Here is a 17,343-nt window from a genome sequence, read left to right on the forward strand (position 1 = left end):
CGTCTCTCCCTCCCATGCCCGCCTTTTCCCAGATCGAAATGCAGCCGCTGTACGGCATTTGCCACTACGCGCTCGCGGTCATCTACGACATCTGTTTCCGGGGCGAACTCGCCGGGTTGCACCATGTGCCGAAAGACGGGGCGTTTCTCGTCGCCGCCAACCACGCCAGCCATCTCGATCCACCGATGATCGGCTGCCACATCCCGCGCCAGATGGCGTTTTTCGCCCGGCGCACGCTCTGGAAAGGCGGCATCGCCTCGTGGTGGCTCGACAGCGTTGGCGCGATCCCCGTGGACCGCGACGGCGGCCAGGACGTGAGCGCCATCAAGAACGTCCTCCGCGTCATCCAGTCCGGCAAGGCCCTCACGCTTTTCCCCGAAGGCACCCGCTCGGCCGACGGGCAACTCCGGCCGCCCAAGGCGGGCGTCGGCATGATCGCCTGCAAGACGCGCGTCCCCGTGTTGCCGGTGCGGATTTTCAACTCGCACATCGCCTTCGGGCGCAGTGGCAAATTCCGTCCCGGCACGCCGGTCGACATCATCTACGGCCGTCCGCTCCTGCCCGCCGACTATGACCATCCCGCCGACGGCAAGGAGCGTTACCAGCGTGCCAGCGAGCGCATCATGGCCGCCATCGCCGCGCTGCAACCGCCTCCGGCCGTGATCGTGTAGCCCATTCCGGATACGAGTCCGCCCGGCGTTGCAGGGGCGCATGTGGTTCGCTTCATCTGCCCTCCGTCATTCTTTCTTCCATCCGCCCAGCCCGAGCAATCCCTCGACCTGCTCGCCGATTTTCTTTTTCACGCCCTCGTCCAGCTTCGCCAGCCAGCGCGCCGGGATCGCCTGCACGCCCCACAATGCTCCCGCGAGCTGGCCCGCCAGCGCGCCGTTCGTATCCGCATCGCCGCCACGGTTGACCACATCCACCACACACTCCTCAAAACTCCCCGCTCGCAAAAAACCGTCCAGCACCGTCTGCACCGTATCCGCCACATAGCCGCTCGTCCTTCCCGGCCACGGTTCGAAGGCAAACACCGGATTCCGCGCCACCAGCGTATCCGCCATGCGCCGGCAATCCGCTTGCGTCCCGCCCGCCAGCAACACGCGCGTCATCCGCCCCAGCGCCACCGTCGCCTCGTCCGAAAGCACATGCCCGTGTGTAATCCGCGCCTGTTCCACGCTCCTTTGCACGAACACCGCATCGTCTCCCTCCACCAGCGCCGCCCGCCTTTCCTCCGCCGTCATGCCTCCCGCTGCCCGCGCCGGCGGCGGCGTTCCCAGAGCCACCGGCAGATTGCGCATCAGCGCGCCGTTGCCCCCGTCTTCCTCCGCCGGCACGCCCCGCAGCGTTCCCGTTTGCAAATACCGCCGGATGCCGCGCCGGCATGTGTTGCCCACATCCACCGGACGACTCTGCAACCACGCCACGAATGCATCCGCCACCGCCCGCAGATTCCAGCCTCCGCTCGCCAGCATCGCCCCGCCCAGCGCGAGGCACATCTGCGTGTCGTCGGTCACCTGCCCGGGTTTCAGCCGCAGCCAGCCGCCTCCCTTGATCGTATCGAGCACGCCGCCATGCACCACCCGGATCTCGCGCGGCGTCATGAACTCGACGCTCGCCCCCATCGCATCCCCGACAGCAAACCCCAGGTACGCACCCAGCGCGCGCTCTTCCAGCGAAGGTTCCGACGAGGTCGTTGCAGAAAGCGAAAGCACATTCATCCCGCCCCGCGCACTGCTTTTTCCGTGCCAACCGGAGCGGCGGTTCCGGCCGCCCCTCCGCCGAACCCGCCGCCCTACATTTCCGTAGGAACCCCCTGCCAGCCCCGACCCGTCGGTAGCTTTCCCGCCCCTGTCTCCTCCCGTGCCAACCGGCTCCGCAAAAATTCCACATTTTTATCCCGGCAGTCTCCAACGACTAACGATCGTGCGCACCACCCGCCGCAACCCCGTGGCACCGCTCCCGCTATACGTCATCCGTTCCTGATACGACATAACCAACCATAACAACTCACTCCTTCCGCATATGAGAAAAGTAGCCATTTACGGCAAAGGTGGCATCGGCAAGTCCACCACCACCCAGAACACCGTCGCCGGTCTCGTCGAGATGGGCAAGAAGGTCATGGTCGTCGGCTGCGACCCCAAGGCCGATTCCACCCGCCTCCTCCTCGGCGGCCTCGCCCAGCGCTCCGTCCTCGACACCCTCCGCGAAGAAGGCGAGGACGTTGAACTCTCCGACATCCGCTCTCCCGGCTTCTGCAACAGCCTCTGCGTCGAGTCCGGCGGACCCGAGCCCGGAGTCGGCTGCGCCGGCCGCGGCATCATCACCTCGATCAACATGCTCGAACAACTCGGCGCCTACGACGAGAGCGAGCAGCTCGACTACGTTTTTTACGACGTCCTCGGTGACGTCGTCTGCGGCGGATTCGCCATGCCGATCCGCGAAGGCAAGGCCGAGGAAATCTACATCGTGTGCTCCGGCGAGATGATGGCCATGTACGCCGCCAACAACATCTCCAAGGGCATCCTCAAGTTCGCCAAGACCGGCACCGTCCGCCTCGGCGGCCTCATCTGCAACAGCCGCAAGGTCGACAACGAACGCGAGATGATCGAGAAGTTCGCCGAGAAACTCGGCACCAAGATGATCCACTTCGTCCCCCGCCACAACGACGTGCAGCGCGCCGAGATCAACCGCAAGACCGTGATCGAGTGGAACAAGGACTGCGAGCAGGCCACCGAGTACCGCACCCTGGCCAACGCCATCGCGAACAACACCAACTTCGTTGTTCCCAATCCCCTGAGCATCCAGGAACTCGAAGACCTCCTCATGCAATACGGCCTCCTGAACTGAGCCGCCGCCCATCGCAACGGAGCGGCGGCGTCCCCGCCGCCGGACGCGCGCCAGCACGCCATCAGCGCATAGTTGCGGGACACCCATCCCGGCCGGCGGCGAGGACGCCCTGCCGCTCCTCCAGACCGCCCGCTCCCGCACACCTACCATCGACCGACCACCCGCCATCCCACCATTCACGTCTGACCACTCACCACCACCAACGATGAGCACCATCTCCGATCCACTCTCCGACGGCGCCGCTTCCGCCTCCCCTCCCGAGCCCCCCTCCCCGCCCGGCTCCTCCGCCGCGTTCGCCGACACCATCGATCCCGTCGTCGCCCGCGACGAAATGCTGAAAATCTACCCCGACAAGACCAAGAAGAAGCGCGCGAAACAATTTCTCCTCAACGACCCGGAGAACCCGCCGCAGATCGCGGCCAACACCCGCACCATCCCCGGCATCATCACCCAGCGCGGCTGCACCTACGCCGGCTGCCGCGGCGTCGTCATCGGTCCGATGCACGACGTCCTCCACATCACGCACGGTCCCATCGGTTGCAGCTTCTACTCGTGGCAGACCCGCCGCAACCTCGCCCGCCCGACCCCCGGCCAGATCAACTACCTCCAGTATTCGATGACCACCGACATGATGGAGGACGAGATCATCTTCGGCGGGGAAAAGAAACTCGCCGCCGCCATCCGCGAAGCCTACGCCATCTTCAAGCCCAAGGCCATCGCCGTCTACGCCACCTGCCCCGTCGGTCTCATCGGCGACGACATCCACACCGTCTGCCGCCTCGCCAAGGAGGAACTCGGCATCAACATCTTCGGCTTCTCCTGCGAAGGCTACAAGGGCGTCTCCCAGTCCGCCGGCCACCACATCGCCAACAACGGCGTGTTCAAGCACATGGTCGGACTCGACGACACGCCCGACGACGCCGAGTTCCGCATCAACATGCTCGGCGAATACAACATCGGCGGCGACGCCTGGGAGATCGACACCCTCCTGCGCAAGTGCGGTATCCACATCACCGCTACGCTCTCCGGCGACATCTCCTACGAGCAGGTCACCCGCTGCCACACCGTCGATCTCAACGTCGTCCAGTGCCACCGCTCCATCAACTACATGGCCGAGATGATGGAGACCAAGTTCGGCATCCCCTGGTTCAAGGTCAACTTCATCGGCGCCGAATCCACCGCCAAGTCGCTGCGCAAGATCGCCAAGTATTTCGACTCGAAAAAGCTCACCGACCGCGTCGAGGAAGTCATCGCCCAGGAAATGGCCGTCCTCCGTCCGATCCGCGACGACGTCCGCTCGCGCTGCCAGGGCAAGACCGCCGCCCTCTTTGTCGGCGGCTCCCGCGCCCACCACTACCAGGATCTCTTCCGCGACATGGGCATGAAGGTCATCGCCGCCGGCTACGAATTCGCCCACCGCGACGACTACGAAGGCCGCGCCGTCCTCCCCACGATCAAGATCGATGCCGACTCCCGCAACATCGAGGAGATCAGCGTCGAGGCCGACGCCAAACGCTACCGCCCGCGCAAGACGCCGGAACAAGCCGCCGCCCTCGAGGCAAGCGGCTTCACCTACCGCGACTACGAAGGCATGATGAAGGAGATGTCCAAACACACCCTGGTCATCGACGACATCTCGCACCACGAAATCGAAAAACTCATCGAAATCTACAAACCCGACGTCATCGGCTCGGGCATCAAGGAAAAGTTCATCATCGAGAAACTCGGCGTCCCCTGCAAACAGCTCCACAGCTACGATTACGGAGGACCCTATGCCGCCTTCACCGGCGCGGCCAATTTCTACAAGGAAATCGACCGCATGGTGAACACCAAGGTCTGGAAGCTCGTCACCGCGCCCTGGAAGACCAACCCGGCCGTCCCCGCGCGCCCCGTGTATAAACCGAAAGACAAATCCGCCGCCATCGAAGACGAACCCAAGACATGGAAAGCCCCCGCCGCCGCCGGTGCCGGGGACGAAGGCTAAGCGCCAGAGCTCCTCACGGGAGGGGCCGCGCTGACGTCGTCCGGTGTGCGTTTTCCGCGCCCGGCGCGCAAACCTCGGGCCGCACAGGTTCATCGCTATCCGCTCGAAATTTTCCGCGCCCCGCCGGCACGCCTCCGCCGGACGACGTCAGCGCCGCCCCTCCTCCTTCCCAATCGAAAATCCAAAATCAAAATCGAAAACTCACCACTGCCATGCTCAACGGAACCACCACCGAGATCCTCGACCGCAAAGCCCTTCGCATCAACGCCGCCAAGACCTGCCAGCCCATCGGGGCCATGTATGCCTCGCTCGGCATCCACGGCTGCATGCCGCACAGCCACGGCTCGCAGGGCTGCTGCTCCTATCACCGCTCGCACCTCACCCGCCACTTCAAGGAACCCGTCGTCGCCACGACCAGTTCCTTCACCGAAGGCGCCTCCGTCTTCGGCGGGCTCGCCAACCTCACCCAGGCGCTCAAGAACATCTTCACGATCTACAATCCCGACATCGTCGCCGTCCACACCACGTGCCTCTCCGAGGTCATCGGCGACGACATCCCCACGATCGTGAAACGCGCCCGCGAGGAAGGCGCCGTCCCCGAGGGCAAGATCGTCATCCACACCAACACCCCCAGCTTCATCGGCTCCCATGTCACCGGCTTCGCCAACATGGTGTCATCGATTATCAAATACCTGGCCGAGCGCACCGGTGAGACGAAAAACCAGATCAACCTCATCCCCGGTTTTGTCGAACCCGCCGACATGCGCGAGTTCCGCCGCCTCACCACGCTCATGGGCGTGCCCACCGTCATCCTCCCCGACACCTCCGGCGTCCTCGACGGCGGACTCGACGGCGAATACCGGATGTTCCCCAAGGGCGGCACCACCCTGCCCGAGATTCGCAGCATGGGCGACAGCATCGCCACCCTCGCCCTCGGTCACTTCACGAGCAACCCGGCCGCCATCACGCTCGAAAACAAGCACAACGTCCCCAGCCAGCTGCTCGAACTCCCGATCGGCGTGGGCGGCACGGATGCCTTCATCCAGGCCCTCCGCGCCTTCTCGCCCGACGGCGCGGTCCACGACGACATCGCCACCGAGCGCGGCCGCCTCATCGACATGATGAGCGACATGCAGCAGTATTTTCACCAGAAGCGCGTGGCCATCGCCGGCGACCCCGACCACGTCATCGCCATGACCAAGTTCGCCCTCGAGCTCGGCATGCTCCCCGTCTACGTGATCACCGGCAGCATCGGCAACCACTTCGAAAAACGCCTCCACCAGCTTCTCGATCCGGTCGTGCCCGACGCGAAGATCAAGCAGCAGGCCGACTTCTTCGAGCTGCACCAGTGGATCAAGAACGCCCCCGTGGACCTGATCCTCTCCAACACCTACGGCAAGTACATCGCCCGGGTGGAGGACATCCCGCTCGTCCGCTTCGGCTTCCCGATCCTCGACCGCGTCGGTCACCGTTTCTTCACGACGATGGGCTACGCCGGCGCCATCCGCCTCATCGACCAGATCACGAGCGCCCTCTTCGACAAGAAGGACCGCATCTGCGAGGAAGAGTGGTTCGAGCTTGTCATGTAAAATTAATGACAGACGTCGCGCCCGCACCGCGATCGCAGGCAGCGCAGGCCGACCGCCTGCGCTGCAAAAAACAGCACCCGCACCGAACGAGAAAACCGATGGACAACGAATCATCCAACCACGCCGTTACCGCCGCCACCGTCGCTCCATCCCCTCTTCCCGCCTCTTCTCCCGAAGCCCCCGCCTGCGCCTGCGGCCACACGCCGGCGCCCGGCGCCCCCACCGCTTGTTCGCTTTCCTCCGCCGGCGGTTGCAATTGCTCTGCCGCCTCCCTCGCCGCCCGCCTCTCCGCCAACTCCGACCCCACGCGCCCCCCGCTTCAAATCCGCCCCGCCGCCCCGGCCGACGTCGCGCTCCTGCACCGGCTCGTCAGCGAACTGGCCTCCTACGAAAGCCTCTCGCACGAAGTCGAGTCCACTCCCTCCCTCTTCGCCGAGCACCTCTTCGGCGTGCAGCGACGAGCCAACGCCCTCCTCGCCCACTTTCACGGCATCCCCGCCGGTTTCGCCGTCTGGTATCCCACCTACTCGACCTTCGCCGGCCGTCCCGGCGCTTTTCTTGAAGACCTCTACGTCCGTCCCGCCCTGCGCCGGCAGGGCATCGGCCGCGCGCTTCTCACCGCCGCCGCCAACGCCGCCTCCGAGGACGGTTGCACCCGCCTCGAATGGCGCGCCCTCAAGTGGAACACCCCTGCACTCGACTTCTACAAGTCCATCGGCGCCACCCCGCTCTCCGAATGGACCACTCTCCGCCGCGAACTGGCCTGACCGACCCGATCCGCCGCCGCCCAGGTTGAAATCCTGTTCCTGAAAACAGGCACTTTTGCTAATTTTCGTAAGTAAAATCCCCGACGGGAGTTCTCCTTACCCGCCCCACCCCTCCCGTTCCCGCTTCAGCGCCTTTCGCGGCGGAATCCCCGCCACCCGGCGGAAGGCGTGGCTGAAATGCACCGCATTCGCGTAGCCACACTGCGCGGCGATTTCCTTGATGCTCCACTTTCCCTCGCTCAACAGGTGCCTGGCCCGCTCCATCCGGATGGCCTCCAGCGTGCGGTGAAATCCGTCGCTCTCCCGCGCCGCCAGCGCCGACAGATAATTCGGATGCACGCCAACCGCCGCCGCCACCTTTTCGCGTGTCAGAGCCGGATCTCCGTAATTATTTTGTAAATACGAGACAGCTTCCCACCATACCTGCGCGGGCCGCTGCGCGCGCGGATCGTCGCTATCCGCCTCCAGGTGCCGGATCGAGCAGGCCAGCAACGCCAGCACGATGTGACGCACCAGCACCGCCTCCCCGGGCGGAGCCAGCGCCACCGCTTCCAGCGCCTTGAGCAGGTCCGCGCCCGGCGATCCCATCGCCATTGTGGTATTCCAGGCCCACGGCGACGGCTGGACGAGCAACCGCGGCCCCGCCTGCCACGAGCAGTTGCTCATCGCAAAACGCAGAAACCCGTGCGGGAACACCAGCGCGATGGCCAGATGCGGCGTATCCCAATGCGGAATACTCCACGCCATCCGCGGCAGAAACAGGCAGTCCCCCGGCTCCATCACCAGCGTCCTGCGCTGTCCGTCGCTCATGATTTCGCGAGCCACCCGCCCCTCCAGGTTCACCATCAGCCGGTTGCAGGGATGCAACTGGGCCGGCGAGTCGCCGGGGCGCGCCTCTCCCGGAAATCGCTCCGCCAGCAGGGTGCGCGTCGGCCACTCCCTCCGCTGCATCTCATGCAGGATATCCAGAAAATAATTGCGGGAAACACGCCCCGGGGCAGGTGGCTGGGCAAATGGCATATGCCACCAAAACGCCGCGCCTCCTCCCGGCAGGCAACGTCAAACACGCGTTTTCCCCTTATCATCAATTCATTTACCTCACGTTACAAATCATACGGTTCTTACTTCTTCGCTCTTATGCAGGCTCGAACATGAGACTACAATTTAGCAAAGTATCCATCATCCGAGGCAGGGAGTCCGCACCTCTCACACCTGCCCCGATAATGTTTCCCATCCACCTCACAACGACGCCGAAACCACAACCATCAATACCCCATGAAACGCTTACCAGACATACGGATCGTTACGGTGCCCGCCCCCCTCCCGTCTCGCGCCTTCACCCTGGTCGAATTGCTCACGGTCATCGCCATCATTGGCATCCTTGCCGCGATCATCATTCCGGTGGCCGGCAACGTCCGGCAATCCGCCCGGACCACGACCTGTGCCGGCAACCTCCGCCAGATCGGCGTCGCCTTCGAACTCTTCGCGAGCGAACACGGCGACACGCTCCCCGACTGGAACGACTGGCCCAGGCGCTGGGCCTACCAAATCGAACCCTACCTCCGCATCGTCTCCACCACCGGCACCGACAACGACTACCGTCGCAACTACGACGGCCTCTTCCATTGCCCCGCCAACACCGTCTTCGACATCCCCGCCAAAACCTCCCTCACCTCCTACCGCTTCCAACACTTCGGCTCCAAGGAACGCGAGGCCGTCAAACGCTCCGCCATCCCGACCCCGCCCTCCCGCACCGTCCTCCTCCTTGATGGCACCGGCTGGGGCTATTTTCATTTCCGCACCACCGGCCTGCAAGCCGGCGCCCGCTGGGATGAGGAACAACGCACCCTCCGTCACAAAAACAAGGACAACGTCCTCTTCCTCGACGGCCACGTAAAACTCCTCGGCAAACAAGACATCATCTCCGACCCCGATTTCAAATTTGCCGTCCAAAAATAACACCCCTCCCCCCCGCCCTCCCTCACTCTCATGCGATCACTCCACCACCTCACTCTCTCCCTCGGCATCCTGCCCCTGGCCATTTCCCAATCAGGCATGGCTGGGCAGCCCCCGGCATTCGACGCCATCGAGATCGCCCGTCCGCTCCATCAGGACATGACCGCGCCGGCCCCGGAATTGTCGGACCGGGTCATCACGCTCGCCTCCGGCCGCCAATGGTTCGCTTCGGGCGCCGTCACGGTCGATCTCGGCCTCAGGAGCATCCCCGAGGTTGTCATATCGTTCTGGATACTTCCCCTTGGCACCCCCGTGACCGCCGTCCCGCAGCACACCCTTGCCCGCAGCGCGCGGGCGGGCAACAAGGCCCCCGGCGTCCGCCTGCAATTCCCCGAAACCGTAAACCTCGTCGAAGCGGGCGACTTCAGGAAAAACGCCCGCAGCCTGCGCATTTCCACCAGCCCCTCCGGCCAAGTCGAGGCCAACCACCTGAGCTGGCACAACAAAAACCAATGGCTTTCCGGTGTGCGCTCCGATGGCGGCCAGCTCGTCACCGGCCGCTGGACCCACATCGCCTATGGCATCGGGCAAGCCGGGCAACGCCTCTGGATCAACGGACAACTCATCGCCCACAATCAGGAAGGGAAACAATCCGTAAGCTGGCCGCTCACGCTCCGCTTCAACCCCTCCATGTCGGTCATCGGTCATGTCCGTATTGACGCCGACGATACCGAAGTTTCCTCTGCCGCCGCCACTCCGCCGGTCCTCGATATCCAGCCGGGGGGAGCCGCCCTCCATCCCCTCGCCTTTGAGCTCCTCGACTTCATCCGCTCCGCTCCCGTCCGCGAAGCCCGGCTGGCTGCGCTCCTCCGCCGGTTCCCCGGCCAGGCCGCCCCCTACGAGCAGGCCCGCCTGAACATTCTCAACAAACTCGCGCCCCTCTACTTCCTCCGCCTGCTCCAGGAAACGGTCGATCCCGCCCCGCAAGGCGTCGATCTCAATGCGTTTGTCCACGGCGAGACGCGCTGGATTCTGGATACAGCCGGAGAATGGGACGCCCGCGTCGCCCGGCTGGAATCCGGTCAGGCCGCTCCGCTCGCCGTCCCCCGGATCATTCCCGACACCTCGCTCGTTTCTGTCCGCGATGGCGCATTCTGGCAAAACGGCCGCCCCATCTATCTCGTCGGTTTGCAGACGCCACGCTACGAACTCACCCGCGACCTCGGCTTCAGCTTCACCGGACACACGGTCGGCCCCAGTTGGGAGTTCCCCGCCGCTGACAAACCCGCGCGCCACACCGGCCTCGGCCAGCGCAAACGCGCCGAGGAAGCCGCCTCATACGGCCAGTTCTGGGACATCCTTTACTCCGGACACATCTTTCCGGGCTGGGTGCTCGAACAACACCCCGAGCTCAAAGTCGGCCTCGGTTTCATGCGCCACGACATGATGGCCAAGCCAGCTTGGGAAATCCATAAAAACACCCTCGAAAGTGTCCTCGCCGACCTGAAGGACGTTCCCAACCTTTTCGGCTTCGACCTCGCCAACGAACCCGCATTCAACGGCGCCACCGTCGATTCTCCCGACCGGTGGCGCGCCTGGCTCCGCCGCCGCCACGGCACCCTCGCCGAACTCAACCGCGCATGGGATTCCAACTACGCCGCATGGGACGCCATCCCCGTGCCCGACTTCGTCAACCGCAAGCACGTCCAGCCCTGGGCGCAAAAACTCCCCTCCTCCTCCGGGCTCGAACTCCGCCAATACGCGGACTGGAGCCTCTTCAACATGGAGCGCGTCCAGGACTGGTTCACCCGCGTCAACCGGATCGTGAAAAACGCCCTCCCGCGCACCTTCACCTACACCAAGATGACCGCCGGCACCGCCGGGCACCCCCGCATGGGCATCGACACCATCGCCAACGTCCGCATGACCGACCTCATCGGCACCGACTCGTGGTGGGTCTTCAACGGCCTCGACCAGAACCGCGTCGGCAGCGCCGACCTCATGTCCGGCGTCCACAGCGAGAAGACCAGCATCTACTCCGTCAACTGGACCCCCGGCCTCATGCTCTACGACGTGCTCAGCAGCGCCCGTCCCGACGCCCCCGCCGTCAACGCCGAGTTCCACCTCTTCAACGATTCCTTCACCGGCATGTCCGCCGAAAACCCCGACCCTGCGCCCGGCCACTGGGACCGCCCCATCCCGCCCAACCACTTCCACGCCGGCATCTGGCAACAGGCCGTCCACGGCCAGGCCATGTCCAATCTCTGGACCCACTGGCCCCGCAACAACATCTCCGAGCGTCCCGGCGCGCTCGACGCCGCCAGTCGCGCCGCTATGGACCTCAACCGCCTCGCTCCCGAAGTCCACGCCCTGCACACCACCCCCCGCCCGATCGCCATCCTCTGGGGACGCTCCCCCGTGCTCGCCCACACCCACGGAGAATGGCGGCTCCCGATCTACCGCCAATGGCAAACCCTCTGGGAAGGCCTCACCCTCAACGGCCACCGCCCCGCCTACCTCTTCGAGCGCGACCTCGCCGCCGGGCAACGGCCCGACCCCGCCAAGACCAAGGCCATCCTTGTCGGCTACTTCACCCACATCGACGCCAAAGCCCTTGAGACCCTCAAGGCCGCCCGCGCCTCCGGCATCCCGATCTGGACCGTCGGCAAGGACAACCTCACCCGCGACCCCTATGATCGCCCCCAGCCCGCCGCCAGCCTGCTCGAGCCCGACCGCGTGCTCGATGCCGCCGCCTTCGCCGCCGATCCCTTTGCCGAAACCCGCCAGACCCTCGCCGCCGCCGGCCTCCTGCCCGATGTTCAAGTCGTGGAAACCGGGCCGATTTCCACGCCCACCCGCCTCGTCCATCTTCGCACCGCGATCCACAACGGCAGTCGTCTGGTCAATCTCTGCAACTACGCCCGCCAAGACCTCTCCGTCGCCGTCCGCATCACCGCCGCACCGGGCCGCAACGCGACGCACGCCATCGACCTGCTGACCGGCGAGCGCCTCTCGTTGGACAACATTCCTCTCGAAGTCGAACAAGTCCGTCTTCTGCAGGTAGAGGCATCAACAATGTAACCAGTTTTTGACTACTAACATTACCCGATAACATATGAAAACACACGACATACATTCACATCGTCCGGCGGTCAGCCTCATCGCTGCCGCCGCCCTGCTCGCTGTCACCGCGCCTGTCATTGCCCAGACGGTCGTCGCCGATTTCACGGGCGGCACCGGCACCGATAGCGCCTCGCACCAATTCGCAGGCAAGGCCGGTGACGGCTGGAGCGGCGCATGGGGCACTGCAATCTTTGGAACCGGCACCACCGTTGGCGCCGCCATCGGCGCCGGAGACTGGCTGGACATCACCGCCACTGCCGGTGGTGCCGCGACCCGGCGCACTTCCCTCTATCGAAAGTATGAGAGCGGAAGCACCGGCATCATCGATACCACCAAAGCCTATTCCATTTCCTTCAGCATCCGTTTCGACGACCTCACTGGCTTCACTGCCGCCACCGACTACATCGGCATCTTCGACAGTTCCGTCACGATCACCAACTCCGTCGCCAACGCCAACGAGTCCTGGAACATACAAATCACGGGAGACAACAAGGAGATCAGACTTGCCAACGGTAACAAAAATGGTTCCTCGACCTATATCTCCTCCGGCATCACCATCGAAACCGGCAAAACCTACTCCTTCACGATCAACCTCAATCCCGCCAACAGGGAGTGGACGGCATCCATCATCAGTTCGAGCGGTGCCACTTGGTCGTCCGATTCGGCTCTCGGCTTCCGCGCAAGCGCTACCGACCTCGGCACAGCCGGACGCACCCTCCATTTCAACACGCTGCAGGACGCCACTGGCGACCTTTGGAAATACTCCCTCAGCGGCATAACGATCTCGCAGACCCAGATCCCCGAGCCTCGAACCGCCGCCTTTCTCGGCGGACTTGGCGCGTTCATCATCGCCACTGCCATCACCCGCCTTCGCTCCGACGCCAAACGCTGACAGCGCGCCATCGCCATCCCTCCGAATGCGTCCCAACACCGACCTTCTCCCGTCCCTCGTCCACCTCGGCTGGAAGCCGTTCGTGCGCCTGCGACCCCGCACGGCCCGCGAAATCGGCTCCTCCCCTTGGAGCATCGGCCTCGAAACCATCGACCGCGCCTACGTTGACTTCGCCCCGCTCGTGCCGCATCTTGCCGCGCTCGGCGCAACCCAGGCTCGGGTGCAGGCCGGCTGGGCGCGCTGCGAACCGGTCAAAGGCGGCGCATATCAGTGGGACTGGCTCGACGAGATCGTCGAAGGCTGCCTCGCCCACGGCATCAAACCCTGGCTCCAAACCTCCTACGGCAACCTTGCATATCCCGGCGGCGGTGGCGTCGGACTCGGCGACGGCCTTCCCGTCTCGCCCGAAGCCCTCGAGGCCTGGGACCGTTGGGTGCGCGCCATGGCCGCGCGCTACAATGGGAAAGTGGATACATGGGAAATCTGGAACGAACCCATGCTTCCCATCGTATCCGTGGAGGACTACACCCGTTTTTTCATCCGCACCGCCACCCTCCTTCGGAAAGTCCGGCCAGCCAGCCGCATCCTCGGTCCCGGCCTCGCCGACCACGACGAATACGACTTCGCCGGAAAGTTCCTCGCCGCCCTCGCAAAGGAAAACCGGACTCACCTGCTCGACGAGCTCACCTATCATTTCTATCCGCACAATCCCGACGAACAGTTCGACTGCGTGGACGACCTCGCCCGCCTCTGCGCCCGCCATGCCCCGCACGTCACGCTCCGTCAGGGCGAGACCGGCGCGCCCTCCGAGTGCTCGCGCTTCCTCGCCCTCGGCGAACACGCCTGGTCCGAACGCAAGCAGGCCGCCTGGAACCTCCGCCGCCTCCTCGCCCATCACGCGCGCGGCATCCCCATGAATCTTTTCCACCTGGCGGACATGCACTACGTCAAGGACAACGGCGCGCGCTTCCACGGGCGCAACCCCAAGGGTCTCCTCTGCCTGTTCCCCGACAAGACGGTGGCGTATCCCAAACAATCTTACTTCGCCGGCCAGCACGTCTTCACCGTTTTCGACGACACCTTCCCGCTGGCGCGCTGCGAATCCCTCGCCGGTCGCTTCCTCCGCCGCACCTCCGCCTACGCCTGGCGACGCCGCGATGCCACCCGCCGCTCCCTCATTTGCTGGTGGCGCGCCGACGAGCCGCCCTCCCTCACCACTCCCGACCTCGGCCATACCGGCATGGACCCGCAAACCTGGGACGATCCCGTGCTGATCGACTTCATGAGCGGCCTCGTTTTCGCACCGCCGCCCGGCATCGCCACCGGCGACGAGACCGCCTGGCTCACTCTCCCCTGGGCGGAAACCCCGCTCGCGCTCGCCGAGAAAAACGAAATCCCCCTGCAACCGCTCGCCTGACCCGGCTGCCAATATTCAAAAAACCCTTACATCCTCCCCAGCCGCCAGGCCAGCGGAGTCTGGCCGAATCTCTTTTTGAAGGCCACGATGAACGTCCCCGCCGAGGCGAACTGCGCGCGTTGCGCGACCTCCGCCACCGACATCCGCGTATGCTGCAAATCAAGCGCGGCCTGCGCCAGCCGATTCCTCCGCACGATCTGGGCCGGAGTCCCATTGCTCCACTGCCCTCGTAACTTCCGACTCGTATGCTCGCGCGAGTAACCGATCTGCGCCGCATAGCCGCTGATCGTCTTGATGCGCCGGAAAAACGACCGTGACAGCAGCCTCCGCAAATCCGGCAACGCCTCCGCAATACCTGCCCCCCCTTCCCCTTCATCCATCCGCGCGCCTCCGTTCCCATCTATAACCGGTTTTTGGATACACAAAAAGCGCCACCACTCCGCCAGCCACTCGAACGCCGCCCGCGATCCCTCCACCGATGGCTCTCCGCGATGCGCACTCCAATAATCCACCCACTCCCGGGCCAGACGCACCACGCGTGACGACAACGGAACCCTCGCCACCCAGCCATGCGCCGCCCCGAGCGCCATCAACGCCTCCACGCCCCATTCCCCTCGCACCTTGATCCAGAGGCGCCGCCACGAGCCACCCTCCCGTGTCACCAGACGCCCGTTGAGCGGTTGCGGATACACCAGTACGATCCCCGGATGCAACGTCAGCGAATGCCCGCCGCACTCGAACACCGCCTCGCCCTCCAGCGTCAGCACCCAGTGCACCGCATTCGAAATCGTGTTGATCGCCAGATCGTAGGGATGCGGGTAGGTGACATCCGACACCCCGCCATCGAACTGAAAATACGGTCCGCTCCACACCGCCGCCGCCACCGTCGTCTCGCCGCCGCCGGACGTGGCAATCGGTTCCGCGTTCCTTTTCCCCCGCCCGGCCTCGCCCCCCGGCAAATCCATCGGCGAACCTGACGCCACCAGAAACCGCGGCACCGGCTTTCCGCGCGCCTGCGCCGGCGTGATCCCGCACGCTCGCCTGAACGCGGTCACAAACGACGAGGCCGAGCCGAATCCGCACCGCCAGCCCGCCTCCGCCACGGCCGACGAAGTCGTGTTCAGCAACGTCCAAGCGTGCCTGTAACGCAGCTCGTGCAACACCTCGCCGGCCGGCCGGCGCCACGCATGCCGCAATCGCCCGGCCAAGTAGGCGGGCGAACACCCCAGATGCGTCGCCAGCGCCTTGACCGAATAACCATGCGCCGCGCATTCCGGCAACAAATGGTCGATCCGCCCGCGCAGCAAATCCCGCAGATGCACCTGCCGCTCCTCCAGCGCCTCGTGCAACGCTGTCAACCATGCGAACACCTGCTTCGACATCATCTCGCGCGTTTCCCCGACCTCCGACGCCCGCTCCAAGGCCCGCGCAGCGCGCAGCGCCGTTCCGTCCGTTGGCAGCCGCACCACCCGACCGAAGTTTCGCGCCAGGAACCCGGCATACTCCGCCGCCAGCGGCGGCGCGAAAGCGAACTCCAGCACCACCGGCGAATCGCCTCCGTCCTTCATCCCCGCCCTCCAGCGCACCACCGGAGCGATCCCGTCCGCCGTTCCCCCTCCCGCCGGAGCCCACACCGTACCGGTTTCCAGCCGCATCACTCCGGCCGTCGTCTCCACCTCGGCGTTGCCCCGCAGGCAGATTACATGCCGGGTCGTCGCGTCGCCCAACTGCAGCCGCCCGCCCTCCTTCCCCCCCGCGGCAATCTCGTGCCGACGCCATCCGGCAAGCGAAAACAGCACGCGCCCCGCCGCCGATTCCAGTGCGGCCGGATCAATCCCCGTCCGCGATGCGACACGTTTCCGGCCTCCTTTCCGCAATGTTTTCCGCTTTGGGTTCATGCGTCTTGCATATCACAAAATACGAATTTTTCACGCAAACGTAAATTGGCGCAAAGCCCCCGGTGCGCTATTCTGGCCCCATGATGTTATCCGCCCCGGCCTCTTCACCACAGCCCCCGCCCCCGGCTGACTCCCGCTCCCGCCTCACCGTGAGGCGCGGTTTCACCCTGATCGAGCTTCTCACCGTGATCGCCATCATCGGCATCCTCGCCGGCATCCTCATCCCGACCGTCGGCCGCGTGCGCGAGACGGCGCGCTCCGCGCAATGCACCTCCAACCTCCGCCAGTTGCAGGCCGCCGCCCTCCTCTGGATCAACGACAACCGCGACCAGATGCCCAACGCCAAGGCATGGTGCCGCAACGAGGTTTCCACCGACCCCGCGTATCCGTATCAGATCAGCCCTTACCTCAATTTCAGGGTGCAGAAAAATATCGACTGGACCAGCGCTCCTTCACCGATGAAATGTGAAACAGGATACGTAAAAAACCCGCCCTCCTCCTCCGTTCATTTCGGCCGCACCTACGGCATCAACGCCTGGGCCACCGCCACCAACATGGACGGGACCGACATCAAAATCCGCAATCCCGCCCAAGGCTACGCGGTCCGGTTCTCCGCTATTCCGCATCCCTCCCGGATGGTCTTTTTTCTCGACGGAGCCGTTGACTCCGGCGGAGGCACCTACCTGACCAACCTCAACGCCAGCCAGGTTCCGGACAGCGCAACGCCTCCCCTCCAGTATGTCCACCGGGACTCCATCAACGTCGTCTTCATCGACGGCCACGTGCAGCGCATCACCAAGGCCGACATGCAGGCCAGCCACAACGACGACCTCACCGCCTTCTGGCGGTTCGACCAATAACGCGCTC

At 64.8% G+C, this 17,343-nt stretch carries 13 protein-coding genes; 10 read left to right on the forward strand and 3 right to left on the reverse strand.

Translation table 11 applies throughout. The annotated features are described in order from the left end of the window. Nucleotides 1-14 precede the first annotated feature (14 nt). Nucleotides 15-671, forward strand: a complete 657-nt coding sequence (locus tag OPIT5_01495; GenBank protein AHF89129.1) for a glycerol acyltransferase — start codon at nucleotides 15-17, stop codon at nucleotides 669-671. Between the two features lie 66 nt (nucleotides 672-737). Here OPIT5_01495 and OPIT5_01500 read toward each other — a convergent pair whose 3' ends face one another. Then, the gene (locus OPIT5_01500; GenBank protein AHF89130.1) at nucleotides 738-1,721 is read right to left on the reverse strand and encodes an ADP-ribosyl-(dinitrogen reductase) glycohydrolase; all 984 of its coding nucleotides are present in this window, start codon (nucleotides 1,719-1,721) and stop codon (nucleotides 738-740) included. A gap of 304 nt (nucleotides 1,722-2,025) precedes the next feature. On the opposite strand from OPIT5_01500, the gene nifH reads away from it, so the two are divergent. From nifH to OPIT5_01520, 4 genes are all read left to right on the forward strand, one after another. After that, entirely contained in the window at nucleotides 2,026-2,850 is an 825-nt protein-coding gene (gene nifH, locus OPIT5_01505; protein ID AHF89131.1) for a nitrogenase reductase, read from the forward strand. 205 nt (nucleotides 2,851-3,055) lie between these two features. After that, complete coding sequence (locus OPIT5_01510; protein AHF89132.1) at nucleotides 3,056-4,834, forward strand: nitrogenase molybdenum-iron protein alpha chain; 1,779 nt, start codon at nucleotides 3,056-3,058, stop codon at nucleotides 4,832-4,834. Between the two features lie 212 nt (nucleotides 4,835-5,046). Then, a complete protein-coding gene (locus OPIT5_01515; GenBank protein AHF89133.1) occupies nucleotides 5,047-6,423 on the forward strand; it encodes a nitrogenase molybdenum-iron protein beta chain in 1,377 nt (458 codons plus the stop codon). Nucleotides 6,424-6,521: 98 nt separating this feature from the next. Further along, nucleotides 6,522-7,190 (forward strand): N-acetyltransferase GCN5, encoded by a 669-nt coding sequence (locus OPIT5_01520; protein ID AHF89134.1) that lies wholly within the window; start codon nucleotides 6,522-6,524, stop codon nucleotides 7,188-7,190. A 96-nt stretch (nucleotides 7,191-7,286) separates the two neighbouring features. Here the strand turns inward: OPIT5_01520 and OPIT5_01525 are convergent, their stop codons facing one another. After that, entirely contained in the window at nucleotides 7,287-8,141 is an 855-nt protein-coding gene (locus tag OPIT5_01525) for a hypothetical protein (protein AHF93963.1), read from the reverse strand. Between the two features lie 357 nt (nucleotides 8,142-8,498). Here OPIT5_01525 and OPIT5_01530 point away from each other — a divergent pair, with 357 nt between their 5' ends. From OPIT5_01530 to OPIT5_01545, 4 genes are read left to right on the forward strand one after another with little or no spacing between them, the layout of a single operon-like run. Next, nucleotides 8,499-9,149 carry an N-terminal cleavage protein gene (locus OPIT5_01530; GenBank protein ID AHF89135.1) on the forward strand — a complete coding sequence of 217 codons (651 nt, stop codon included), beginning with the start codon at nucleotides 8,499-8,501 and terminating at the stop codon, nucleotides 9,147-9,149. A gap of 30 nt (nucleotides 9,150-9,179) precedes the next feature. Beyond that, on the forward strand, nucleotides 9,180-12,227 hold the full coding sequence (locus OPIT5_01535; protein AHF89136.1) for a glycoside hydrolase family 42: 3,048 nt from the start codon (nucleotides 9,180-9,182) through the stop codon (nucleotides 12,225-12,227). Between the two features lie 34 nt (nucleotides 12,228-12,261). Next, on the forward strand, nucleotides 12,262-13,161 hold the full coding sequence (locus tag OPIT5_01540; protein AHF89137.1) for a hypothetical protein: 900 nt from the start codon (nucleotides 12,262-12,264) through the stop codon (nucleotides 13,159-13,161). Nucleotides 13,162-13,186: 25 nt separating this feature from the next. Then, nucleotides 13,187-14,578 carry a hypothetical protein gene (locus tag OPIT5_01545; GenBank protein ID AHF89138.1) on the forward strand — a complete coding sequence of 464 codons (1,392 nt, stop codon included), beginning with the start codon at nucleotides 13,187-13,189 and terminating at the stop codon, nucleotides 14,576-14,578. Between the two features lie 26 nt (nucleotides 14,579-14,604). Here the strand turns inward: OPIT5_01545 and OPIT5_01550 are convergent, their stop codons facing one another. Then, entirely contained in the window at nucleotides 14,605-16,476 is a 1,872-nt protein-coding gene (locus OPIT5_01550; GenBank protein AHF89139.1) for an AraC family transcriptional regulator, read from the reverse strand. Between the two features lie 80 nt (nucleotides 16,477-16,556). Between OPIT5_01550 and OPIT5_01555 the strand changes: the two genes are divergently transcribed. Further along, complete coding sequence (locus OPIT5_01555; protein ID AHF89140.1) at nucleotides 16,557-17,336, forward strand: N-terminal cleavage protein; 780 nt, start codon at nucleotides 16,557-16,559, stop codon at nucleotides 17,334-17,336. Nucleotides 17,337-17,343: the final 7 nt, after the last annotated feature.

The organism is Opitutaceae bacterium TAV5, assembly GCA_000242935.3.
Classification (GTDB): domain Bacteria; phylum Verrucomicrobiota; class Verrucomicrobiia; order Opitutales; family Opitutaceae; genus Geminisphaera.